At 71.9% G+C, this 25,246-nt stretch carries 12 protein-coding genes and 5 pseudogenes; 1 reads left to right on the top strand and 16 read right to left on the bottom strand.

The features are described from left to right. Positions 1–212: 212 nt before the first annotated feature. From Pflav_RS03975 to recN, 9 genes and pseudogenes are all read right to left on the bottom strand, one after another. Complete coding sequence (locus Pflav_RS03975; RefSeq protein ID WP_232070970.1) at positions 213–767, bottom strand: NUDIX domain-containing protein; 555 nt, start codon at positions 765–767, stop codon at positions 213–215. Then, positions 764–2,536, bottom strand: coding sequence for a CTP synthase (locus Pflav_RS03970; RefSeq protein WP_232070969.1), 1,773 nt, complete (start codon positions 2,534–2,536; stop codon positions 764–766). Before Pflav_RS03970 ends, Pflav_RS03975 begins: the two co-directional genes overlap by 4 nt. 48 nt (positions 2,537–2,584) lie before the next feature. After that, positions 2,585–4,888, bottom strand: coding sequence for a hypothetical protein (locus Pflav_RS03965; protein ID WP_173033813.1), 2,304 nt, complete (start codon positions 4,886–4,888; stop codon positions 2,585–2,587). Then, a complete protein-coding gene (locus tag Pflav_RS03960) occupies positions 4,885–5,991 on the bottom strand; it encodes a glycosyltransferase family 4 protein (RefSeq protein WP_173033811.1) in 1,107 nt (368 codons plus the stop codon). The genes Pflav_RS03965 and Pflav_RS03960 overlap by 4 nt, the downstream gene beginning before the upstream one ends. Then, positions 5,988–7,589: a murein biosynthesis integral membrane protein MurJ gene (gene murJ / locus Pflav_RS03955; RefSeq protein ID WP_173042216.1), complete on the bottom strand. Its 1,602-nt coding sequence runs from the start codon at positions 7,587–7,589 to the stop codon at positions 5,988–5,990. The genes Pflav_RS03960 and murJ overlap by 4 nt, the downstream gene beginning before the upstream one ends. 28 nt (positions 7,590–7,617) lie before the next feature. Continuing rightward, positions 7,618–8,442: pseudogene (locus Pflav_RS03950) on the bottom strand (hypothetical protein). Positions 8,443–8,515: 73 nt separating this feature from the next. Continuing rightward, positions 8,516–9,457 carry a copper transporter gene (locus Pflav_RS03945; RefSeq protein WP_173033809.1) on the bottom strand — a complete coding sequence of 314 codons (942 nt, stop codon included), beginning with the start codon at positions 9,455–9,457 and terminating at the stop codon, positions 8,516–8,518. A 15-nt stretch (positions 9,458–9,472) separates the two neighbouring features. Next, the gene (gene steA, locus Pflav_RS03940; protein ID WP_173033807.1) at positions 9,473–10,651 is read right to left on the bottom strand and encodes a putative cytokinetic ring protein SteA; all 1,179 of its coding nucleotides are present in this window, start codon (positions 10,649–10,651) and stop codon (positions 9,473–9,475) included. Positions 10,652–10,891: 240 nt separating this feature from the next. Further along, the gene (gene recN, locus Pflav_RS03935; protein WP_173042215.1) at positions 10,892–12,601 is read right to left on the bottom strand and encodes a DNA repair protein RecN; all 1,710 of its coding nucleotides are present in this window, start codon (positions 12,599–12,601) and stop codon (positions 10,892–10,894) included. 488 nt (positions 12,602–13,089) lie between these two features. Between recN and Pflav_RS03930 the strand changes: the two genes are divergently transcribed. Beyond that, a complete protein-coding gene (locus Pflav_RS03930; RefSeq protein ID WP_173032861.1) occupies positions 13,090–14,313 on the top strand; it encodes an IS110 family RNA-guided transposase in 1,224 nt (407 codons plus the stop codon). A 338-nt stretch (positions 14,314–14,651) separates the two neighbouring features. On the opposite strand, the gene Pflav_RS44820 is transcribed toward Pflav_RS03930, so the two are convergent. The 7 genes and pseudogenes from Pflav_RS44820 to Pflav_RS03905 all read right to left on the bottom strand — a co-directional run. Next, positions 14,652–14,810, bottom strand: coding sequence for a hypothetical protein (locus tag Pflav_RS44820; RefSeq protein ID WP_173032611.1), 159 nt, complete (start codon positions 14,808–14,810; stop codon positions 14,652–14,654). Between the two features lie 60 nt (positions 14,811–14,870). Further along, a pseudogene (locus Pflav_RS48425) lies at positions 14,871–14,942 on the bottom strand (hypothetical protein); the annotation flags it as partial. 290 nt (positions 14,943–15,232) lie between these two features. Continuing rightward, positions 15,233–15,856: pseudogene (locus Pflav_RS48420) on the bottom strand (FAD-dependent monooxygenase); the annotation flags it as partial. Positions 15,857–15,867: 11 nt separating this feature from the next. Beyond that, on the bottom strand, positions 15,868–16,974 hold the full coding sequence (locus tag Pflav_RS03915) for a thioesterase domain-containing protein (RefSeq protein WP_173033803.1): 1,107 nt from the start codon (positions 16,972–16,974) through the stop codon (positions 15,868–15,870). Next, a complete protein-coding gene (locus Pflav_RS43275) occupies positions 16,911–19,811 on the bottom strand; it encodes an SDR family NAD(P)-dependent oxidoreductase (protein WP_232070968.1) in 2,901 nt (966 codons plus the stop codon). The genes Pflav_RS03915 and Pflav_RS43275 overlap by 64 nt, the downstream gene beginning before the upstream one ends. Positions 19,812–19,891: 80 nt before the next feature. Next, positions 19,892–20,176, bottom strand: a pseudogene (locus Pflav_RS48415) (polyketide synthase dehydratase domain-containing protein); the annotation flags it as partial. A 215-nt stretch (positions 20,177–20,391) separates the two neighbouring features. After that, a pseudogene (locus Pflav_RS03905) lies at positions 20,392–25,143 on the bottom strand (type I polyketide synthase); the annotation flags it as partial. Positions 25,144–25,246 lie beyond the last annotated feature (103 nt).

Here is a 25,246-nt window from a genome sequence, read left to right as displayed (position 1 = left end):
GGTGCATCCATGCGCCCAGCTCGAGAGCTTGTCGCGATCAGAGTCCGGCCGCTGGCCGCGCGGGCTGAGTTGTGCACCGCGCAGGTCGCCCCACGCGGGCCAGCATGACCGGATGCCCGCTTCTCGCGGCGACGGAAGCAGATCGTGGTATTTAGCTGCCGTTATAGCGGCAGTTAAATACCACGATCTGTTGGAACGGCGGTGCCGGCCCGTTAGCGGGACAGCAAGTGGGAGGCGGCGAGGATGCCGGCCACGGTCGGGCCGTTGGTGATCTCGCCGGCCAGGGCCAGCGACACCGCCTCGGCCAGCGGGAAGCGGCGCACCTCCAGCTCCGCCTCCTCGTCGTGCCGCTCGAACCTCGCCGCGGTCGGGCGCAGGTCGCGGGCCAGGTAGAGGCGGATCCGCTCGTTCGAGCAGCCGGGCGTGGTGTGCAGCTCCAGCAGCTGCTCCAGCTGGCCGGCCTCGAGGTCGGTCTCCTCGGCCAGCTCGCGCGCGGCCACCTCGGGCAGCTCCTCGCCGGGCACGTCCGCCAGCCCGGCTGGGATCTCCCACATGTGGCGGCGGACCGCGTGCCGGTACTGGCGGATCAGCACCACCTGGCCGTCGTCGTCCACGGCGACCACGCCGACCGCGCCGACATGCTGGAGGTAGTCGCGGTCGACGACCCGGCCACCGGGCATCAGCACCTCGTCGGTGACCACCCGGAAGACCGGTCCCCGGAAGCGCTCGTGCTGCGCGCGTACCTCGTACGTGTGCGAGGCGGTCACGACGTGGCGGCCGTGGTCGCCGGCTTGACGGGAGCGGGGGTGCCGGTCCGCGAGTTGCGCGGGCCACGCGCGGGAGCGGTGGTCGGCGCCGGCTCGATGTCGACCGGCAGCTGGTCGGCCTGCGAGTACGTGACCGCGGCCTTCACGAACGCGGCGAACAGCGGGTGCGGGCGGGTGGGTCGGCTCTTCAGCTCCGGGTGCGCCTGGGTGGCCACGAAGAACGGGTGCAGCGCCGGGTCGAGCTCCACGAACTCGACAAGCCGCCCGTCCGGCGAGGTACCCGAGATGCGCAGCCCGGCCTTGGTGAGCGCCTCGCGGTAGGCGTTGTTGACCTCGTACCGGTGGCGGTGGCGCTCGCTCACCTCGTCGGTGCCGTACGCCTCCTCCACGATCGAGCCCTCGGCCAGCTGGGCCGGGTAGGCGCCCAGCCGCATCGTGCCGCCCAGGTCGCCCTTGCCGGCCACGATGTCCTCCTGGTCGGCCATGGTGGCGATGACCGGGTGCTTGGCGTCCTCGTCGAACTCCCGCGAGTTGGCCCCGTCGAGCCCGGCCAGGTGCCGCGCCACCTCGATGGTCATGCACTGGAGGCCCAGGCAGAGGCCGAGGATCGGGATGCCGTTCTCCCGCGCGTACCGGCTGGCTCCGATCTTGCCCTCGATGCCGCGGACACCGAAGCCGCCCGGAATCACGATGCCGTCGACGCCGGACAGGGCCGAGGCGGCGCCGGAGGCGCTGACGCACTCGTCGCTGGGCACCCAGCGGAGCAGGACCCGTGCGCGGTGGCCGAACCCGGCGGCGCGGATGGCCTCGCTCACCGACAGGTACGCGTCAGGCAGGTCGACGTACTTGCCGACGATCGCGACCGTGATCGTGTGGTGCGGGTGGTGCACGCGCTGGAGCAGGTCGTCCCAGCTGGCCCAGTCGACGTCGCGGAAGGAGAGGTTGAGCCGGCGCACCACGTACGCGTCGAGGCCCTCGCGGTGCAGCACCTTGGGGATGTCGTAGATGCTCGGCGCGTCCGGCGCGGCGATCACGGCCTCGCGGTCGACGTCGCAGTACAGCGAGAGCTTGTGCTTGAGCTTGTCCGGGATCTCCCGGTCGGAGCGGCAGACGATGGCGTCCGGCTGGATACCGATGTTGCGCAGCTGGGCGACCGAGTGCTGGGTCGGCTTGGTCTTGAGCTCGCCGGACGGCGCGAGGTACGGCACCAGCGACACGTGCAGGTAGAAGCAGTTGTCCCGGCCGATCTCGTGGCGCACCTGGCGGATCGCCTCGAGGAACGGCAGCGACTCGATGTCGCCGACCGTGCCGCCCACCTCGGTGATCACCACGTCGGCCGTGCGGCCGTCCTCGTCCGGGGCGGCCATCGCCCGGATACGGGCTTTGATCTCGTTGGTGATGTGCGGGATGACCTGCACCGTGTCACCGAGGTACTCGCCGCGCCGCTCCTTGGCGATCACGGCCGAGTAGATCTGGCCGGTCGTGACGTTCGCCTTGCCGGACAGGTCCCGGTCGAGAAACCGCTCGTAGTGACCGACGTCGAGGTCGGTCTCCGCGCCGTCGTCGGTCACGAAGACCTCGCCGTGCTGGAACGGGTTCATGGTGCCGGGATCGACGTTCAGGTACGGGTCCAGCTTCTGCATCACCACGCGCAGGCCGCGCGCGCTGAGCAGGTTTCCGAGGCTGGAGGCGGTGAGGCCCTTGCCAAGCGAGGAGGCGACGCCCCCCGTGACGAAGATGTGCCTGGTCGTCCGTGCTGATGGGGCCAAGGCCAGCTCCCGTGGGATAGTCCGTCCGGTCTTGCGGACTAGCGCTGATCAAGTGGTGATCGCGCTATCCACGGGATTCCACGGTAACACCTTCGCCGCCAACCGCACGCCGCCGCCCTGCTCGTGTCGCTGATCACTGTCCGTCGCGGCCGGCGGGTCCGGCTCGGCGTCCTCCGGCGTTCGCGGGGCGAGCGGTGGCTGCGTACGGTCCGAGGCGTGGTCGAGCACGCGCAGTGACGCCAGCGCGGCCATGGGCACGGTCAGTGCGGCGACCGCGCCGGCCACGTCGAGCCCGGAACCGCCGAGCACGCCACCGATCACGGCCGCCGTCGCGATCCCGGCCATCGCCGCCCGTATCGTCGGATATATCCCGAAAAGTCGCCTAAGTCCGCCCCACGGTCGGAGCAGCGCGAACCACACGAGTACCGCACCGACCAGGGCCAGGACCGTCAACGGGCTGTCCAGGGCGCTCGCGCTCGACGCGGCCGCCCGCTGCACCGCCCGTCCCCCGGTACCGTCGCCGAGCGCAACCAGGAACCGGCCCAGCCGATCCCGCTCGGCGTCCGGCCGGCTCAGGTCGACCAGCGCGAAGAAGGCGGTCACCACGAGCCCGGCGAGCATCGCCCACGCGAGCCGGCCGAACGTCAGCCACCCGCCGGTACTGATCGCCGCGGCGATGCCCACCCCGGCGGTCAGCGCGATCGCACCGACCGCGTCCGCGCCCAGGAACGGGCTGCCGGCCAGCAGTACGCCAGCCCCGCCGACGGTCCCGACCACGTACGGGCGCCACGTGCGGCGTACCCGCTGGGCCAGGCAGCCGGCGACGAGCAGTGTCCCGGCCACGAACACGCCGAGCCCGACCCGGCCCAGACCCGCGTACCGGCCGCCGGTGAGCGTCGAGTAGCCGGCCACACCGTTGAGCTGGAGCCGCGCGCCGGTCAGCACGTCGGCGGCCACGACCACCGCGGCGATCGCGGCGACCATGGCGAGCGGGCCGAGTGTCTGCCGGTACGCGGGCGCGAGCCGCACCGCCGCGGTGCCGACCGCCAGCAGCGCGAGCGTGACCGCGGCGAAGAGCAGACCGGGCTGCTCGGCGCGCCACCACGGCACCGCGTCGGCGACAAGCGCGGCCGGGATGGCCAGCGCGGCCGCGACGAGCAGCACCTCGATCGTGTTGACCACCGGCCGGGGTACGGCCAGCGGCCGCGCGGTCCCGCCGGCCCGCCGCACCAGCCCGCGGAACCCGAAGCGCGGCGACGTCGACTCCAGCGGGACGACTGGCGTCCGGGCCCGGCGCAGCAGCGGCACGACCGCGACCGCGAGCCCGAACTGCGCCGCGGCGAGCAGGCCGAAGAACCACGTGGCGATCCGCCGCTGGGCGTCCGCCTCGCGGTCGGCGTCGGCGGGCTGGGTGACCGCCACGTCGAGCTTGTCCGGGCGGCCGGGCACGCTGCGGGCCGGCTGGCCGGCGAACACGTCCTGCGGCAGCGCCCGGCCCATCGCGGTGAGCGCGGTCGGCGCGAGGTCGACCAGCTGGAGGTACCCGTCCCGGCCGGTGCTCGCGCTGGTCAGCCACCCGCGCTCCCAGCCCGGCCCGTCGGCCACCACCACGTGCAGGCGGCGCGAGTCGTCGGTGTCGGAGAGGCCGGCCACGATCACCAGCGAGTGCGGTGGCCGGGCCGCCAGCACGTGGGCCAGCGTCTCGTCCGCGGCGCGGGCCTGCGCCTTCCGGGTCGCCTCCTCGGTCCCGGCGACCGCGCCGAGGTCGACCATCCCGAGTACGCACTTGTCGAGCAGGTCGCCGGCCTGCGGTGGCAGCTGCGGCTCGTACCTGTCGACCCGGCCGAACGGGCGGGCCGCCGCGACCGCCGCGCCGGTACCGACGGCGACCGTGCACCGCACCGACTCGGCCAGCGCGCCGGGCACCGCACCGTACGGCTGCCGCTGCTGGTTGTGCCGCACCACGTCGCGCTGGTCCGGCAGGAACCCGCCGATCCCGTCCGGCCGCTGCACCTCGACCGGCACGTCCGGGCAGGCCACGCCGGGTGCGGGTGAGGCGGCCGGGCCGGCGTTCCAGAGCGCGCGGTTGCCGGCGCCGAGCGTGACCCATCCGTCGAGCGGGCAGGTCGGCTGGTCCGCGGACTGTACCGAAAGCGAGGCGATCGAGCCGCGCTCGGCCATCCCCCAGAGGGTGGGCGTGGTCTGCGGGCTCACGTCCTCCCAGCGCAGCCCGGGTACGCCAGCGATGATCACGTAGTCGACGATCTGGGCGAGGCCCGCCGGGGCGGCCTGTGCCGCGGTGCCGCTGAACACAGCCAGCACCAGCGGGACGACGGCCACCCACCGCCTCATGACGGATGCGCCCGCTCCGCCGCCACGACCTCGGCGTACACCGCCTGGATCGCCTCGACCATCTCGGCCTCGTCGGGCCAGGTCTGCGCCCGTTCCGGGCCCCGCCGGGCGTACTCGGCACGCAGCTTCGGGTCGGCGAGCAGCTCGCGTACGGCCACGTCGACCGCGTCCACGTCGTCCGGTGGCACCAGCCGCGCGGCGTCGCCGACCAGGCCGGGCACGCCGCCGACCGCGGTGCTCACCAGCGGTACCCCGGCCCGCAGCGCCTCCTGCGCGAACAGCTGCCGCGCCTCCCAGTCGCTGGTCACGACCGCGAGGTCGGAGCCGGCCAGCAGGTCGGAGACGTCGTCGCGGTGGCCGAGCAGGGTGACCGGCGCCCGCATCTCGGAGACGCGCGCGGCCAGCGGCATGTACGCCGGCCCGGTGCCCGCGATCACCACGACGGGTGCCGGGTCCAGCTCACGCCAGCGGGCCGCGGCGTCCACCAGCAGGTCGTACCTCTTCTGAGGGTGCAGCCGCCCCACCGACAGGACCAGCGGCCGGTCGCCGGTGACCGCGAACTCGGCCCGCACCGCCGCGCGGGAGCGGCGCGGCGGCGGTAGCACCGGCGCGGCGACCGGGCTCAGCCGGGCGTCCCGCGCGCCGAGCTCCCGGGCCGTCTCGACAAGGTCCTCCGAGGCGCCGAGCGTGATCCGCGCGGCCCGGGCGACGGCCCGCGCGGCCAGGCGCGAGGCGGTCCCCCGCATACCCTTCGCGATCACCGCGTTGTGCCAGGTCACGACCAGCGGCGGGCGGGGACGGCCGAGGGCCGCGACGAAACCGGCGCGCAGCCCGTGCGCGTGCACCACGTCGACCGGGCCCATCGCGCGGCGCAGCTCGCCGACCGCGCGGGCGTCGGTGAGCCGGGGGTTGGCTGGGATCTCGACGGACTCGAACCGGGCACCGGCCTCGGCGAAGCGAAACCGCTCGTTCGTGGCCGCCGGCCCGCACACCGTGACGGTGGCGCCGGCGGCGACGAGCCCGCGGGCCAGCGACGCGACGTGCTGGCCCACCCCGCCGGTACTCGACGCGAGGACGAGGGCGACGGCCCCGTCGAAACTCAAGGATTGGCTCCTTCCCCCGTGTGGCTGGCGCCCGTGCGACCCCGTCCCAGCCGTCGCGAGATCACCGCGAGCAGGGGGCCCATGTCGCGGCGGTCCAGCGGATATGCGACAGCGAGGAACACGGCGCCTACGACGGCTCCGGACAGCATGCCCTGAAGCACCGCGCCGCCGTCGCCCGGGGTGCCGGTCGCGCGGGTGACCAGCCACCCGGCCAGGGCCGCCGCACCGCCCGCCACCAGGCCCGCGGCGGCCGCGCGGTCGAGGCCGGCCAGTGCGTGGCGCCCGGCGCGGCGCAGCACGGCCGCCACCAGCAGCGCGCCGAGAAGCACCATCCCGATCGAGTTACCCAACGTGAGGGCGAGCACCCGTTGATCCTCGGCGAGTCCGGCCGCGAGCGCCACCGCGGCGAGGGCCGCGCAGGCCCAGCCGGCGACCGTGGCCAGGGCGGCGGGTCGCGGCTCGCCGCGGGCGTACAGCGCGCGGGTCAGCACCGCGAACAGCCCGTAACCGAGCAGTCCGGGCGCGAACCCGGCGATCCCGTCCGCGGCGCCGGGCATGTCGAAGAAGCGCTCCACCGGCCCCGCCACCGCCACCAGGGCGGCAGCGCCGGCGCAGCTCAGCAGCAGTACGCCGCGGGCGGTCGGGGCGAGCGTGGCACGGTACCGCTGCCCCTCGCGCTCGGCGTGCGCGGCCACCAGCGTCGGGTAGGCGGCCGTGGCCAGCGGCACCGCCAGTACCGCCCAGGGCAGCAGGTAGATCGTCTGCGCCAGGTTGTACACGACCGGGGTACCCACCGGGCCGTCCAGCGCCAGCCGCAGCGTGATCAGCAGCGCCACCTGCTGGGCGCCCACCGTCGCCGCACCGGCGACCGCGAGCCCGCCGACCGCGCGCCGCGCCGCGCCGTCGAAACGGTACGCCGCGCGCAGCCGCAGCCCGAGCCGCCGTACCGGGATCACCAGGCAGAGCGAGAGCACGACGACGCCGAGCGTGGTGCCGACCGACAGGATCAGCTCACCGGTGATCCCGACCTGGTGCAGGTCGGCGCGCCGCCCCTCGACCGCCCCGTACAGCAGGTACGCGCCGATCACAGTCACGCTGGACAGCAGCGGGGCGAGCACCGGCCAGGCGAAGCGGCGGTGCGCCTCGAGCACGCCGGTCAGCACGATCCCGATCCCGTACAGCGGCAGCTGGGGCGCGAACACCCGCAGCATGCGCGCGGCCGCGTCGTCGGTGGTGCCCAGCGCCGCCATGATCGGGCCGGCCGCGACCGCGACGAGCGCGGCCAGCGGCAGCAGCAGGGACAACGTCCAGGTCAGCAGCGCCGACGTCGTGGCCGAGACCGCGGCCCGGTCACCGGCCGCCACGCTGCCGGCCAGCAGCGGTACGACGAGACTGGCCAGCGCCCCGCCGGCGACGATCTCGAAGATGATGTTGGGGACGGTGTTCGCCACCACGTAGATGCCACCGACGTCGGTGTCACCCACCACCCAGGCGAATACACCCGTCCGAGCGAACCCGGCCAGCCGGCTCGCCACGGTGAGCAGTGCGATAAGCGTCGCCGCTCCGGCGATCCGCGCCGTTCCCAGGCCGGTGGACATCGTCTTGTCGCTGTCCTCGCGCAGCACGTCAGGTGCTGCGGCGCCCGAGCGCGTCGACCGTGCGCAGCACCGGGTGGGCCTCGATGACCTTGGTGAAGCTGACCTTCTCGCTGGCCGCGGTCAGCGCGGCGATGGCGGCGAGCGCGGCGGCCCGCCCGGCCGGCCCGGTACGCGCGGCGAGCGCGACGCCGAGCAGCGCGCCCAGCGCGTTCGCCCCGCTGTCGCCGAGCATGACCCGCTCGTCGAGGTCGTCGGGAGCACGCTCGCGGCGACGCCCAGCGGCCCGGCGGCCAACCCACCCGTACGCCCCAGCGACAGCGGCGCCCCGATCAGCCCGCCCGCCTTGATCGCCCGACCGGGGCGCAGGTCGAAGAGGTTGAGCAGGTTGGCCGTACCCGCGATGACCCCCGCGCCCAGCAGCAGGTCGGCGGCCCGCCCGGCCCGGGTGGCCCGGCGCGGGCGCCGCGGGTCGGCGGCGAGCAGCGCGGACGCGGCCAGCCCGGCCGCGCCCACACCAGCGATCTTGATGAGCCCGCTGGTCACCCGCCCGTCGCGCAGCGCGGCGAGGTGCCCGGCGAACCCCTTGGCCGTCTTCTGCTCGGGCCGGTCAATGAACAATCTTGTCCGGTTGGCGTCCGACGTCCGCCGCCGGTCCGCGTGGGGGACCGGCCAAGAAAGTTCACCGACGAGATCGTCGTAGAGGCCGACGGCGCCGGAGCCCACGCCCGCGGTGAGCGCGGCCGCCGCGGCGGCCGGGCTGGGTGCCGCGACCGCGGCCGACACCGCGGCGCCGGCGGCCAGTGCCGGCCCCCGGCGAGCGAGACGGTGCGCCCCGGAAGTTGGTCCTGGACAGGGCCTCCTGGCCCCGAGCGCGCGAAGCACCGCCCGGGCCCCGGCGACCCCGGCAGCGACCGCGAGAAGACGCCTCACCCCTTGGGCTTCGGCAGCAGGGAGCTGGCGCCGGCGTTGAGGCCGTAGTGCCCGGCCTTGCCGTCGACCAGCTGCTCGGCCACGGCCAGCGAGGTGACCAGGCGGCCCTGCGCGGTGTTGCCGTTGTCCACAGTGGAGATGCCCTTGGCGAGCGCGGGGTCACCCCGCACCGCGCCGAGCACGTTGCCGTTGCCGCCCCAACTGCCCGCGACGATGACCGGCCCCGCCTTGTCCAGCTGGGACACGATGGTCACCACGGCCTCGTCCTTCTGCGCCGAGTCCTTGTCGGTGTGCGGCTGACCGGCCACCACGACGATCGCCTCGGCCGGCCCGGCGACCTTGTTGTCCTTGACACCGATGTACCCCGCCGACGTGTACGCCGTGACCAGGGCCTTCAGGTCGTTCGGCGCCACCTGCGGCGCGGGCGCCGGGCGGTCGAGCAGCGCGGTGCCGAGCAGCGCGCTGGCCGTCTCGACGCCGACACTGTTGGCCGGCAGGCCGGTCAGCGGGATCGTCGGCTGCGAGGCGCGGTCGGCGAGGTCGAGCAGCTCGGGGCTGTTGTCCGGGCTGACAAACTTGTCCTCGATCTTGATCCGCCCGGTGATCGTCGCGCCGGCCTGGGTGAGCATCTCCACCACGCCGTCCACGAGGTCGTCACCGCTCGGCGTGGTCACCACCGCGATGCGGCGGTTGGTCAGCTTGCCGGCCAGCATGATGGGCGCGGCCTCGGTGGCAAACTCCTCCTCGCGGTTGGCCTCCTCCTGGAGGCTGCTCACCGTCTCCCGCAGCTGGCGGTTGTCCTTGCGCAGCGCGTTGACGTTGTCGCTGAGCGAGTCGGCGACCGGACCGTTAAGTGCCGCGGTGCCCACCACCAGTCCGATGGCCAGGGCCAAAAAGACCGCGGTCAACGACACCACGTGGTAGCGGAAATTGATCACGCCTACTGCCGTCCCTCAAAAGAGCTGACCGAGCTGGAACACCAAATTGTCCCACCACTCCGAAACCACAGCGAGGTAAGCCTTGCCCACCGTGGACACAGCGACCGCCGACGCCATCGCGGCCACCGCCGAAAGCACGAGCAGGAGCAGGGACGATCCGGAGATGCTCTGCCGGTACAGCCGGCTCACGCCCTTGGCGTCGACAAGCTTGCCGCCCACCTTCAGCCGGGTGAGGAAGGTGGAGGCCATCCCGCCGCGGCCCTTGTCGAGGAACTCCACCAGCGTCGCGTGCGTGCCCACCGCCACGATCAGCGAGGCACCCTTTTCGTCGGCCAGCAGCATCGCCAGGTCTTCGCTGGTCGCCGCCGCCGGAAACGTGATCGCCGACAGCCCGAGCTGCTGCACCCGGGCCATCCCCGGCGCGCGCCCGTCCGGGTACGCGTGGACGATCACCTCGGCGCCGCAGCGCAGCACGTCGTCGGTGACCGAGTCCATGTCCCCGATGATCAGATCGGGCGTGTAACCCGCCTCCACCAGCGCGTCGGCACCGCCGTCGACGCCGATGAGCACCGGCTTGAACTCCCGGATGTACGGCCGCAGCACGTCCAGGTCGGCCTTGTAGTCGTAGCCGCGCACGACGATGAGGCAGTGACGCCCGCCGATGTGGGTCTCGATGTCCGGCACGCCGACACCGTCGAGCAGCAGGTCACGCTCCTGCTTGAGGTACTCCATGGTGTTTGCCGCGAACGCCTCCAGCTGCACCGACAGCCCCTCGCGGGCGTCCGCCATAGACTTCGCGACGCTCTCCAGGTCCTGCCGCACGCCGTGTGCGACCGGCTCACCGTCGACATACACCGTGTTGTCGTCGACGCGCACGGTGTCGCCCTCGCGCACCTGCTGGAAGATGTCCTCGCCGAGGTCGTCGAGCAGCGGGATGCCGGCCCGGACCAGCACCTCGGGACCGAGGTTCGGGTACCGCCCCGAAACGGACGGCTTCGCGTTGAGCACCGCCGACACTCCGACCGCGACCAGCGAATCAGCGGCGACCCGGTCCAGGTCGACATGATCGATCACGGCGACGTCGCCTGGGCGCAGCCGGCCCGCCAGACGCTTGGTCCGGCGGTCGAGGCGCGCGGTGCCGGTTACGTTGCCCGGTTCTGTGCTCCGGGCCCGGCGCAAGGCTGGTAGACGCATCGTGACCATCGTGGCATGTCGCGGCGTCTTTTTCCGGACGCGACGCGCATGACCAGGGAGAAGGCAAAATCGGTGTGACCGGCGTCACTGTCCGCACGCCTTATCGCCCGCCATCCGCGCCCATCCCAGAGCCGGACAAACCCCGAGAACACCGCCAACCCCGTAAACCTCCCACCGCCCCGCAAGCCCGGCACCCCGCCGTGGGGTGGTGGACGGCGGAGGGTGAGGCCGCGCGACCCCCTAGTGGCGCTTTTCCCGGGCGGCCACCGCGAGCAGCTCCTCGGCGTGGGCGATGCCCAGGTCGGAGTCGGGCAGGCCGGCGAGCATGCGGGCCAGCTCGCGGGCACGGTCGGTGTCTTCCACGACCCGTACCCCACTCGTGGTGACCGCTCCCCCGGTGTCCTTCGCGACCACCAGGTGACGGTCGGCGAACGCGGCCACCTGCGGCAGGTGAGTGACCACCAGGACCTGGTGACTGCGGGCCAGCCGGGCCAGGCGGCGACCGATCTCGACGGCGGCCTGGCCGCCCACGCCGGCGTCCACCTCGTCGAAGACCAGGGTGGGTGGGCCGCCCGCGCCGGCGAAGACCACCTCGATCGCGAGCATCACACGGGAGAGCTCACCCCCCGAGGCGCCGCGCTGAAGCGGCAGCGAGGGGGCGCCGGGGTGGGCCAGCAGCCGCAGCTCGACCTCGTCGGCGCCGTCCGGGCCGATCTCGCGCGGGATCACGGCGACCTCGATGCGGGCGTGCGGCATCGCGAGGCCGGCCAGCTCGACGGTGACCTGCTCGGCGAAGCGGACAGCCGCCTCCTGCCGCGCGGCGGTCAGCCGGCCGGCCAGCTCGGTGGCCTCGGCGGCCAGCCGCTGGCGCTCGCGGTCGAGCTCCTCCAGCAGCTCGTCGGAGGTGTCCAGCTCGGACAGGCGGACCCGGGCGCGCTCGGCCCAGGCGATCACGCCGTCCACGTCGTCGGCGTACTTGCGGGTCAGACCGCGCAGCGCGGCCCTGCGCTCGTACACCGACTCGAGGCGGGCGGGGTCGGCGTCCAGCGCGTCCAGGTAGGCGGAGAGCTCGGCCGATACGTCGCCGATCAGCGTGGCCGCCTCCTCCAGCCGCGCGGCCAGGTCGCCGAGCTTGCTGTCCAGGCCGGCCTGGGCCTCCAGCGTGCGCCGCGCGGTGCCGATCAGGCTCGTCGCGTCGGGGGCCTCGTCGCCGCCCTCGACGCCGGCGGCGATCGACCCATACGCCAGGGCGGCCGCCGTGCGCAGCCCCTCGGCGTGCTCCAGCCGCTGCGCTTCGGCCTTGAGCTCGTCTTCCTCGCCGGCCTGCGGGTCGACCCGGGTGATCTCGTCGAGGCCGAGCCGCAGCAGGTCGGCCTCCTGGTTGCGCTCGCGGGCGTTGCGCCGGCGGTCGGCCAGGTCGTCCTCGACCGCCCGCCACTGCGTGTACGCCTCGCGGAACGTCTCCAGCAGCTTTTCGTGATCCGCCCCGGCGAACCTGTCGAGCGACGCCCGCTGCTCGGCCGGCCGGAGCAGGCGCAGCTGGTCCGACTGCCCGTGCACCGCGACAACCTGCTCGCCCACGTCGCCGAGCACGGACACCGGCATGCTGCGGCCACCCACGTGGGCGCGGGACCGGCCCTCCACAGTGACCGTGCGGCTCAGCAGCACCGTGCCGTCGTCGTCGGGCTCGGCCCCGGCGTCGGCGATGCGCGCGTTGACCGCGTCGGCCGCCTTCTTCCTGAGCCGCAGCCGCCCCTCGACCACCGCCCGCCCGGGATCCGCGCGCACCCGCCCCGCGTCGGCGCGACCGCCGAAGAGCAGGCCAAGCCCGGTGACGACCATCGTCTTGCCCGCGCCGGTCTCACCCGTGATCACATTCATCCCGCTGGCGAGCGGGAGGGTGGTGTCCTCGATGACGCCGAGGCCGGTGATGCGCAGCTCTTCCAGCACGTCACCAGACAGTAGTAGTGGTGTCCGACCCTTGGCCACCCGCCGCACCCCGATCTAGGGTTTCGCGCCGTGCCCACGCCCGGCGGCACCCAATGATCAATACCAAGACAGAGATCTTTCAGGGTCATATTCGATTTCTTAAGATCGGTATTTGCCCCGGTCCGCGTCAGTCGCAGACCGTATGCTCCCGCGGGCACCGCGCAGGTCGGCGGCTCGCTGGCGCTCGCCGAGATCCCCGACCTAATAAGAGCAACCGGGTAGGGCGGCAGTCATACTCGGCTCCGGTAGCCGCCGGCGGGTGAGCACTTCCCTGACCAGGACGTTGAGTCCTCAGCGCAGATCGTGCCCCCGTTGGTGGTCGGGAGACAGGACCGCTGATGGGATGTCGTGCCTCGCTGACTGTGGCGTGAGCACTCGTTTATTAGGTCGCTGGTAGTTCTCCGCAGGCTCGCCGGAGCAGATCTGTCCGCTATGGATTGGAGTCGAGTTTGCTGTTCGTCGGAGATGACTGGGCGGAGGATCACCACGACGTCGAGTTGCAAGACGAGACGGGCCGGGTGTTGGGCCGGGCGAAGCTGCCTGAGGGTGTGGCGGGTATCGGGCGGCTGCACGCGATGATCGGCGAGCACCTGGGTGAGGACGACGAGGCGACGGTGGTGGTCGGTATCGAGACCGACCGCGGCCCGTGGGTGCAGGCGCTGATCGCGGCCGGCTACCAGGTTTATGCGATCAATCCGCTGCAGGTGGCCCGGTACCGTGAGCGTCGTGGTGTGTCGGGTGCCAAGAGCGACACCGGTGACGCACATGCCTTGGCCGACATGGTGCGCACCGACCGCCACCAGCTGCGCCCGGTCGCCGGGGACAGCGCCCAGGCCGAGGCGGTCAAGGTCCTGTCCCGTGTGCATAAGACGCTGATTTGGGACCGTACCCGGCAGATGCTGCGGCTGCGTCACGCGCTGCGTGAGTTCTTCCCGGCCGCGCTGGTCGCCTTCGACGATCTCACCGCCCCGGAGGCCCTTGAGCTGCTGGGCGCCGCGCCGGAACCGACCGCAGCCGCCGCGCTGAGCACCGAACGGATCAACGAAGCGCTCAAGCGCGCACGCCGCCACGGCAGGGCAGCCAAGGCCGAGGCCATCGCGGCCGCGTTGCGGGCCGAGCATCTGGGCCAGCCCCCAGTAGTGGCTACCGCCTTCGCCGCGACCGTGCGCGCGCACGTGGCGATCCTGGGCACCCTCAACGCCGAGATCAAGACCATGGGTAAGGAGATCGAGGCCCATTTTTCCGAGCACCCGGACGCTGAGGTCTACCTTAGCCAGCCCGGCCTTGGCGTCGTGCTCGGCGCCCGGGTGCTCGCCGAGTTCGGCGACGACAAACAGCGTTACGCCGACGCAAGAGCACGCAAGAACTACGCCGGGACCAGTCCGATCACCCGCCAGTCCGGCAAGAAGAAGGTTGTGCTGGCCCGCTACGTCCACAACGACAGGCTGGTCGACGCCCTCGGCCAGCAGGCCTTCACCGCACTGAACAACTCACCAGGCGCCCGCACCTACTACGACCAACTCCGGGCCAAAGGCGTCGGCCACCGCGCCGCGCTCCGCCAGCTCGGCAACCGTCTCGTCGGCATCCTCCACGGATGCCTCAAAACAGGCAAGCCATACAGCGAAGACATCGCCTGGGCACACCACAGAAAAGATCTTGACACTGCCGCTTGACAACAAATCCACATGGGATGTCTGCGCTGCCGGGTCCGCGGTCCAAGCCCAACCCCCAACCCCGACCCGGGATCGCCGTCGGACGAGGGTAAGGGTGGGTACGCAGGCGCGGACCGGCAGCGAAGGTCGCGCTCGGTCGACCACGACCCGGGGTGTGAGCTTGCCCAACGGCGGAGGGTGAGGCCGCGGGAGCGACGGTCTGGACCACAGCGGACGTCGCGGTAGCTCGATCTCCTTGGTTTTGGATCTTTATCCGCGAGAAGACGCCGAGGCCACCCCACTCCAAAAGCTCACTAGAGACGCGAGCGGCCCCGGTGGGGCCGCTCGCGAAAGAAACGTCACACCTTGACCGGTGCGGGGCGGTCCCGCTCGACGAAGTAGTTGCTGTACCGGGTGATCTCCTTGTGCTCCGCCTCCCGGTCGACCGGTCCCTTCCGGCCGTAGAGAAGCTTCATGATCTTCGGGCCGAGCTTGCTGTCGACAAACCTGGCGGTCATCGAGATCCGCCGGACCGTCGCGCGCCGGGTCCGCTCGTACCGGCGCAGGGCCTTGGTCGCGTCGGTGGTGTTCGCGAGGACGTGCCGCAGCATCCACGCGTCCTCGAGCGCCTGGTTGGCGCCCTGTCCCATCCGGGGCGGCACGACGTGCGCCGCGTCGCCGGCCAGGGTGACCCGCCCGCGCCCCACTGCCGCAGGACGCGATGCCGGACGAACGGGAAGAGGTTGATGTCGGCGTCCTTGACCATGTCGAGCAGCTCGGGGATCGGCGAGGCGTACGCCGCGAACCGGTCCCGCAGGTTGGCAGCCGCCGACTCGGACCTGCTGGTGACGCCGTCCGGCCCGACCGCGCCGGGCGGCAGCGTCTCGCCGTCCTGCCACGGCGTCTCGAACGCCCAGTAGAGCAGGTCGTCGCCGAGCGGGTGCAGCGCGACGAGCCCCGCCTCTCCCATGTAGACGTTGACTTCGTTGGGCGGGTTGAGGTCCGGCGGCATGAGCGTGACGCCGTGCCAGGCGGCCCAGCCGGTGTACCCGGCCGTGCTGTCCCCGAAGAGCTCGCGGCGCACCGACGAGCGGTGACCGTCGGCGCCGATCAGCACGTCGGCCTCGACGTTGCTCCCGTCGGTCAGCGTGACTTTCACCGATTCGGTGCCGCCGGAGGTGCGGTTTTCGAAGCTGCGGCAGCCGAGCCCGAGCTTCAGCGCGCCCTCGGGCAGCTGCTCGGCGAGGCGTTCGATGATCTTGCCGCGCCGGGCGAGGATCGGCGGCGCGCCGTACTGCTGGCCCACCTTCGACCAGTCGATCCGGGCGACGGTGAAGCCCATGAAGATGCGCGTGTTCGTGACGTTCATCGGCTGGCCGATCTCGTCGTACGGGATGCCGAACTCGCCGAGGATCGAGGCGCCGCTCGGCCACACGATCATGCCGTTGCCGCCGACCCGCAGCTCGGGAGCCTGCTCGTACACCTGCACCTCGTGCCCGGCGCCGGCGAGGCCGACCGCGGAGGCAAGTCCGCCGACCCCTGCGCCGATGATGACAATCTTCATCCGTTACCTCCTTAGTCCTGAGTGGACAGCCATTCGCTGATTGCCTGCGCGGTCGAGGCGGATTCGTTCTCCAACATCGAGAAGTGGTTGCCGGGCACATCCACCAGGACGTGCGGAAGATCCATCGAGGAACGCCAGTCGCCCTCGTCGCCCGCCGACTCGGCGAGCTCCTCGGAGAACGGTGCGGACGCCCGCAGCAGCACCGTCGGTGCGGCCAGGTCCCCGGGTGTCCATTCGTTCAGGGCGTTCATGTAGCCGCCGACCGCGATGATGCGGGTGTCGCTGAACAGCGACGACCGGCTCTCCCGGCCGACCATCGCCCGGACGGCGATCTCGCCGACGCCCATCTCCCCGGCCCGCTCGGAGAAGTACGTGTCGAGCATGATGACCGCCGCCGGTTTCACGCCGGCCGCTTCGAGGTGGGTCGCGACGGCGTGTGCGAGCAGGCCCGACGCGGACCGCCCGACCAGCGCGAACGGCTGCCCGTCGGCGCACCGCAGCGCCGCCTCGGCCTGGAACCGGACGAGCGCGTCCAGGTTGCCGGGCAGCAGTTGCCCGCTGACGAAGCCCGGCTCGGGCAGCACCGACACGTTGCGGACGCCCTGGAAGTGGGCTGCGAGGTTCACGTACTCGTGCGGGCCGGACGCCGGACTGAACGAGGGCAGGCAGAGCAGGTGCGGCACCGCGGGGCCGCGAGCCAGCTCGAGCGGGCGCGGCGGGTCGGTCAACTCCTCGGGTGTGTCGAAGGCCGGCTGGAGGCGCGCGATGGCCCGTACCATCTCGAACGACTCCTCGATCTTGCCGCGCTCGGTGCCCTCGATGAACATGCGCGCGATGGTGGCGTTCGTCCCGCCATCCTCCTCGGCGGCGGGTGCCGTCTCCGGCAGGTCGAGCTGACCTGCCAGGTAGGTGGCGAGCGCCTGCGGTGACGACGAGTCGTCGAAGATCGCCGCCGCGGAGAGCCGCAGCCCGGTGGCCGCGTTGAGCCGGTTGCGCAGCTCGACCGAGGTCAGCGAGTCGAAGCCCAGCTCGACGAACTCGCTCTCCGGCTTGATCACGTCCGCGTGGGCGTGTCCGAGCACCGCCGCCGCCTCCGCCCGTACGAGGTCGAGCAGCACGCGATCCTGCTCCGCCCGGGCCAGCCCGGAGAGCCGGTCGGTGAGCGAACGGCCGCCGGCCGCCGCGGTGGCCCCGCTGGTCCCGCGACGCGCGGGTGGCCGCACGAGACCTTGCAGCAGCGGGGGTACGCCGTGACTGCCTGCCTGCGCCCGGAGCCCCGACAGGTCCAGTTTCGTGGGTACGAGGTTGGCGTACCCGCTGGTGAGGGCCTTGTCGAGCAGGGCGAGTGCCTCGTCGTTGCCGAGTGCGCCGGCGGTGCGGGCGATGCGGCCGCGCTCGTTGTCGGCGAGGCGGCCGCCCATCCCCGCTCCTCCGCCCACATGCCCCAGGCGAGCGAGACGGCGGGCAGGTTACGGGTCCGCCGGTGGGTGGCGAGGGCGTCCAGGAAGGCGTTGCCGGCCGCGTAGTTGCCTTGCCCGGCCGCGCCGAACACGGCCGCCACGGACGAGAACATGACGAAGTTGTCCAGCTGAAGGGGCGCGGTCAATTCGTGCAGGTGCCATGCCGCGTCGACCTTCGGCTTGAGCACGGCCTGCAGCCGCTCCGGCGTCAGCGACTCCACCAAGCCGTCGTCGAGCACCCCTGCCGCGTGGATCACTGCCCGCAACGGCTGGTCCTCCGGAATGTGGGTGAGCAGGGCCACGATCTGTTCCCGGTCGGTGACGTCGCAGGCCACCACGGTCGCTCGGCTGCCGTAACCGGCCAGTTCGGCCACCAGCTCTTCGACACCCTCGGCGGCCGGTCCCGAGCGGCTGGCCAGCAGCAGGTGCGGCACTCGGTGCGTGGCCGCGAGATGCCTGGCCACTACCGCACCCAGGCCACCGGTCGCACCGGTGATCAGCACGGTCCCGTCCGCGGACCAGCCGGCCGGCACGGTCAGGACCACCTTGCCGATGTGCTTGGCGGCGGACATGTAACGGAAGGCGTCCTGGGCCTGATGGATGTCCCAACCACGCACCGGCAACGGCGTCAGGGTTCCGTTGGCGAACAACTCCATAAGGTGGGCCAGCATCTGACCGACCCGCTCCGGCCCGGCCTCCACCAGGTCAAACGCCCGGTAGACGACACCCGGATGCTCCCAAGCGACCTGGGCCGGGTCCCGCTTGTCGGTCTTACCCATCTCGGCGAACCGGCCGCCCCTTGGCAGCAGCCGCAGCGAGGCGTCCACGAACGGGCCGGCCAGCGCGTTGAGCACCACGTCCACACCACGGCCCTGCGTGGTGTCCATGAACGCCTGCTCGAAGTCCAGATCACGCGACGAGGCGATCTGCTCGCCGCTGAACCCGAGTTCGTGCAGCACCGGCCACTTCGCCTTACTCGCCGTGGTCAGCACGTCAGCGCCCAGGTGGCGGGCCAACTGGGTGGCCGCCATACCGACACCGCCGGTGCCGGCGTGGATCAGGATCGTCTCCCCCGACTTGAGTTCGGTCAGGTCCACGAGTGCGTAGTAGGCGGTCAGGAACACGAGCGGGATCGACGCCGCCGTGGCGTACGACCAGCCGTCCGGGATCTTCGCGATCATCCGAGCGTCGGCGACAGCCGCCGTCCCGAAGGCACCGGAGAACATGCCCATCACCCGGTCACCCACCGACCACTCGGTGACCTCCGGGCCGATCTCCACGACCACGCCGGCGCCCTCGGAGCCGAGCACGGCCGGGTCTGGGTACATGCCCAGCGCGATCATCACGTCGCGGAAGTTCATCCCACCGGCCCGGATCGCGATCCGCACCTGACCGGGCTCCAACGCGGCCGCCTCCGGTGCCGGGGCCAGGCGCATACCGTCCAGCGTGCCGTCGGCCGAGACCTCCAGGACCCAGCCGGCGCCCGCAGCGGGCACGCGTTCCAGGCGCGGCACCCACAGGCGACCACCACGGACCGCAACCTGCGGCTCGTCACCGGCCGCCAACACAGGAATCAGGCCGGCCGAGGCCGGGTCACCGTCCACATCGACAAGCACAACCCGGCCCGGATGCTCCGACTGCGCCGACCGCAGCAAACCCCACACGGGAGCCACCGCCACGTCGACGTCCGCATCGGAACCGACCGACACACCGCCCCGGGTCACCACCACAAGCCGCTCACCGGGGCCGGACAGCCAATCGCGTACGACGCCCAGCACGTCCTCGGCCACGCGATGCGCCTCACCGGCCACATCGGTGCCTGGCGTCGCCGCCACGGGCAGGACGACCACGCCGGTGGCCTCGGTCGGGTCCGCTATCGCCGGCACGTCCAGGCCGGGCAGTCCAGCACCCACCACGACCACCGACTCGGCCGGGGCGTGTTCCGGCAGCGGCACCTCACGCCAGTCAACCCGGAACAGCGAGTCGGAGCCGGCCGCGGCGGGTGCGGCGGTGACGGCCCGCAACACCAGCGACTCCACCGACGCGACAGCCATACCTGAGGCGTCCGCCACGGCAAGCGTGATGCCGCCGCCGGCTGCCCGGGAGAGGCGTACGCGCAGGCTCCCGGCGCCGGCGGCGTGCAGCTGTACGCCCCGCCATTCGAACGGCACACCCGCCAAACCAGGGCCGTCCCAGCCGCTGACGTTCAACGCGTGCAGCGCCGCATCCAACAAGGCCGGGTGCAACCCGAACCGACCCGCCTGATCCACCGCCGACTGCAGCAGGGCCACCTCCGCGAACAGGTCGTCGCCGGCCTTCCACACCGCCTGGATGCCCTGGAAGACCGGCCCGTACGACAGCCCGATCGCCGCCAACGCCGGGTAGATCTCGTCGACGGATACCGACTCCGCGCCGGCCGGCGGCCAGTGGCTCGGCACCTCGGGCGCGGGGTGGCCGGGATGCTGGCGAGCGTGCCGGAAGCGTGCCGCAGCCACTCGCCGTCCGTGGCTTCAGGGCGGGAGTGGACCGACAGCGGGTAGCGGCCCTGCTCGTCCGCCGCGCCGACGGTCACCTGCACCTGGACCGCACCCCGCTCGGGCAGCACCAACGGCGCCTCGAGGGTCAGCTCTTCGAGCAGATCGGCACCGACCTCGTCACCAGCCCGGACCGCCATCTCCACAAACGCCGTACCCGGCAGCCACACCGCGCCACCCACGACGTGGTCGGCCAGCCACGGGTGCGTCGACAGCGACAGGCGGCCGGTCAGCACCACACCGTCACCGTCGGCCAGGCTCACCGCGGCACCCAGCAACGGATGGTCCGCGGCCGACTGACCCAACCCGACCGCCGAGCCAGCCATTTGCACGCCAGACAGCTCCGGCCAGTACCGCGACCGTTGGAACGCGTACGTGGGGACGTCGACGATCCGCGGCGTGTACGGGGCGAAGAAGGCGTCCCAGTCGACGTCGACACCGTGGCTGTGCAGCCCGGCCAACGCCGTGACAGCGGCCTCGACCTCGTCCCGATCCCCGCGCAGCGATGCGACCGCGACAGCGTCCTGCCTCGACTCGGGATCAGCGCGGTCAACACACCCTCGGGCCCGAGTTCCAGGAACGTGCCGACCCCCTGCTCAGCCAGCCAGGAGACCGTGTCAGCGAAACGAACCGGCTGCCGCACATGCCGCACCCAATAGTCGACCGTGTCCACCGGCTCCGCGAACGGCAGCAACGGCTCCCGGAACGTCACATCGGCCAGGGCGGCGGCAAAGTCGTCCAGCATCGGATCCATCAACGGCGAGTGGAACGCGTGCGACACCGTCAGCCGCTTGACCTTGCGGCCCTCACCCTTCCAGCGCGACTCCAGAGCCTCGACCTGTGCGGCATCACCGGCCACGACGACCGAGGTCGGCCCGTTCACCGCCGCCACCGACACCAGATCGGTCAGGTGCGGCAGGACCTCGTCCTCGTTGGCGCGGACCGCGAGCATCGCCCCGCCAGCAGGTAGTGCCTGCATCAACGTCGAACGCGCCGCCACCAGACGAGCCGCATCCGCCAGATCGAAGACACCCGACACATAGGACGCCGCGATCTGACCAATCGAATGACCCGCCACGAAATCGGGGCTCACACCCCACGCCTCGAACTGGGCAAACAGGGCCACCTCGACCGCGAAGATCGCCGGCTGCGCAAACAGGGTCTGACCCAACGCATCGACGTCGGACCACATCACCTCCGCCAGCGGACGCGGCAGCAAACCGTCGAACGCGGCACACACCTCGTCAAACCTGGCAGTGAACACCGGCAGCACACCATGCAACTGCCGGCCCATACCCAGCCGCTGCGAACCCTGACCCGTGAACACCACGGCCAGGCGACCCGACCGGTTTGCTGTCACGCCGGTCGAAAACCGCAGGTCCTCCATAGTGGAGCCGACCGCGTATGCCCGATGCGCGAACCGGGTCCGGGCGGTCGCCAACGTGTACGCCACGTCCATCGGCCGCACATCAGTATCCGCCGTGAACGACGCCAACTGGACGAGCTGTGCCTTCAGCGCCTCTTCGGTCTTGCCTGACACAAGCCATGGCACCACCGGTGCCGTGTCTTGCGCCGCTGAAGGAGCCGGGGCGTCACCCTCCTCCAGGATTACGTGCGCGTTGGTGCCACTGACCCCGAACGACGAGACACCAGCCCGGCGCGGCCGGCCGTTCGCCGCCCACTGCACCGGCTCGGCGAGCAGCTCGACGTTTCCGGCCGACCAGTCCACCTCAGGCGTCGGCGCGTCCACGTGCAGTGTGCGCGGCAACGTCCCGTGCCGCATCGCCATCACCATCTTGATGATCCCAGCCACACCAGCAGCAGCCTGGGTGTGCCCGATGTTCGACTTCACCGAGCCCAACCACAGCGGACGCTCACGACCCTGCCCATACGTGGCCAACAACGCCTGCGCCTCGATCGGATCACCCAACCGCGTGCCCGTGCCGTGGGCTTCGACAGCGTCCACATCGGACGGGGTTAGCCGCGCACTGGCGAGGGCTTGGCGGATCACGCGCTCCTGCGACGGGCCGTTCGGCGCGGTGAGGCCGTTGCTGGCACCGTCCTGGTTGACCGCACTTCCACGCAGCACCGCCAGCACGTGATGTCCCTTGGCCCGGGCATCCGACAGCCGCTCCACCACCAGCACACCGACGCCCTCGGCCCAGCCCGTACCGTCGGCGCCCGCCGCGAACGCCTTGCACCGGCCGTCAAAGGCCAGACCACCTTGCCGGGAGAACTCCACGAACGCGCCCGGCGTCGACATCACCGTCACACCACCGGCCAGCGCGAGGTCACACTCGCCCTGCCGCAGCGCCTGCGCCGCTAGATGCAACGCCACCAGCGACGACGAGCACGCCGTGTCCACGGAGACGGCCGGCCCCTCCAGGCCGAACGTGTACGCGATCCGGCCGGACATGACCGCGGCGCCGGTGCCGGTCACCATGTAGCCCTCGCTGGCCGGCGTCATGGCGAGCAGGGCCGCGTAGTCGTGGGTGCTGGTGCCGATGAAGACGCCGGTCTGGCCGCCGTGCAGGCGGGCGGGGTCGACGCCGGAGCGTTCGAGCGCCTCCCACGAGGCTTCCAGCAGCAGCCGCTGCTGCGGGTCCATGGCGAGCGCCTCGCGCGGGCTGATGCCGAAGAACGCCGAGTCGAAGCCGGCCGGGTCGGTGACGAACCCGCCGATCCCGGTGGCGCTGCGGCCCGGCTGTGACGGGTCGGGGTCGAGCAGCGAACCGAGGTCCCAGCCGCGGTCGGTGGGGAAGGCGGAGAGCCCGTCGGCGCCGTCGGCGAGCATCCGCCACAGGTCTTCCGGCGAGTTGACGCCGCCGGGGAAGCGGCAGCTCATGCCGACGATGGCGATGGGCTCTTCGGTGTCCGAGGCACTCCGGGTGGTGCGTGCGGCCTCGACCGCGCTGTCCTTGGCGGCGCCGACGACGAGGTTTCGCAGGTATTCGGCGAGGGCGCTCGGGTTGGGGTAGTCGAAGATCAGCGTGGCGGGCAGCCGCTGCCCGGTGGTGCTGTTGAGCGCGTTGCGCAGCTCGACAGCGGTGAGCGAGTCCAGGCCGAGGTTGTTGAACGACTGCTCCGGCGGGATCGTGTCCGGGCCGGCGTGACCGAGGATCGCGGCGGTGTGGGTACGCACCACGGTGAGCAGGTGCTCCTGCTGCTGAGCCGGCGTGAGCCGGGCCAGCTGCCCGGCCAGGCTGTCGGTGTCCACGGCGACCGTGGTCGCGGCGCGCCGGGCCGGTTTGATCAGCCCGCGCAGCAGCGCCGGGACGCTCGCGCCGGCCTGGTTGCGGATCCCGGCCACGTCGAGACGGGCGGGGACCACGTTCGCCCACCCCGTGGTGAGGGCCTGGTCCAGCAGAGTCAACGCCTCTGCCTCGTCAAGGGCACCACCAGCCCGAGCAACCCGCGCAAAGTCGGCATCCGACAGGTGCGCGGTCATCCCCGACCTGGTCGCCCACATACCCCACGCCAGCGAAACAGCAGGCAGGTTACGGCTGCGCCGGTGCACCGCGAGGGCATCCAGGAACGCGTTGCCGGCCGCGTAATTGCCCTGCCCAGCTGCCCCGAACACGGCCGCCGCAGACGAGAACATGACGAAGTTGTCCAGCTGAAGCGACGCGGTCAACTCGTGCAGATGCCATGCCGCGTCGACCTTCGGCTTGAGCACCGCCCGCAACCGCTCCGGCGTCAACGACTCCACCAGCCCGTCGTCGAGCACACCCGCCGCGTGGACCACCGCCCGCAACGGCTGATCCTGCGGAACGTGGGCGAGCAGATCGGCGATCTGTTCCCGGTCGGTGACGTCGCAGGCCACCACGGTCGCCCGGCTACCGTAACCGGCCAGCTCGGCCACCAACTCCTCGACACCCTCCGCGGCCGGTCCCGAACGACTGGCCAGCAGCAGGTGCGGCACTCGATGCGTCGCCGCCAGATGCCTGGCCACCACCGCACCCAAACCACCGGTCCCGCCCGTAACCAGCACGGTCCCGTCCCCGGACCAGCCGGCCGGCACCGTCAGGACGACCTTGCCGATGTGCTTGGCGGCGGACATGTAACGGAACGCGTCCTGAGCTTGATGGATGTCCCAGCCGCGCACGGGCAGCGGGTTGAGCACACCCTGGTCGAAGAGGTCGAGCAACTGGGCCAGCATCTGGCCGATCCGCTCCGGCCCAGCCTCCGAGAGGTCGAACGCCCGGTAGGCGACACCCGGATGCTCCTTCGCGACCTGGGCGGGGTCACGCTTGTCGGTCTTACCCATCTCCGCGAACCGGCCACCCCTCGGCAGCAGCCGCAGCGACGCGTCCACGAACGGGCCAGCCAACGCGTTGAGCACCACATCCACACCACGACCGCCCGTGGTGTCCATGAACGCCTGCTCGAAGTCCAGATCCCGCGACGACGCGATCCGCTCCGGTGTAAACCCGAGCTCGTGCAACACCGGCCACTTCGCCCTACTCGCCGTGGTCAACACGTTCGCACCCAAGTGCCGGGCCAACTGAGTAGCCGCCATACCCACACCACCCGTACCGGCATGGATCAGGATCGTCTCCCCCGACTTGAGATCGGTCAGATCGACCAGGGCGTAATAGGCGGTCAAAAACACGATCGGAACTGACGCCGCCGTCGCGTACGACCAGCCGTCCGGAATCCGGGCGATCATCCGAGCGTCGGCCACCGCCGCCGTCCCGAAGGCGCCGGAGAACATGCCCATCACCCGGTCACCCACCGACCACTCGGTGACCTCCGGGCCGACCTCCACGACCACGCCGGCGCCCTCGGAACCGAGCACGGCCGGGTCTGGGTACATGCCCAACGCGATCATCACGTCGCGGAAGTTCATCCCACCGGCCCGGATCGTGATCCGCACCTGACCGGGCTCCAACACGGCCGCCTCCGGCGCGGGGCCCAGGCGCATACCGTCCAACGTGCCGTCGGCCGAAACCTCCAGAAGCCAATCGGCGCCCGCAACAGGCACGCGTTCCAGACGCGGCACCCACAGGCGACCACCACGGACCGCAACCTGCGGCTCATCACCGGCCGCCAGCAGCGGAATCAGACCCGCCGAGGCCGGGTCACCGTCCACATCGACAAGCACAACCCGGCCCGGATGCTCCGACTGCGCCGACCGCAGCAGACCCCACACGGGAGCCACCGCCACGTCCACTCCCTCGTCGGCGCCGACCAGGACGCCTGCCCGGGTCACCACGACAAGCCGCTCGCCGGGGCCGGCCAGCCACTCCCGTACGACACCGAGCACGTCCTGCGCTACGCCGCGAGCGCCCGCCGCCGCGCCGGCGTCTTCGGTCGGGGCCGCCACGGGCAGCACCGTCACACCGGCGGCGCCGGTCGGGTCTTCCACCACCGGTGCGTCGAGGCCCGGGAGTCCG

This window comes from Phytohabitans flavus (assembly GCF_011764545.1).
Lineage (GTDB): Bacteria > Actinomycetota > Actinomycetes > Mycobacteriales > Micromonosporaceae > Phytohabitans > Phytohabitans flavus.
This window is presented reverse-complemented; position numbering and strand designations above follow the sequence as displayed.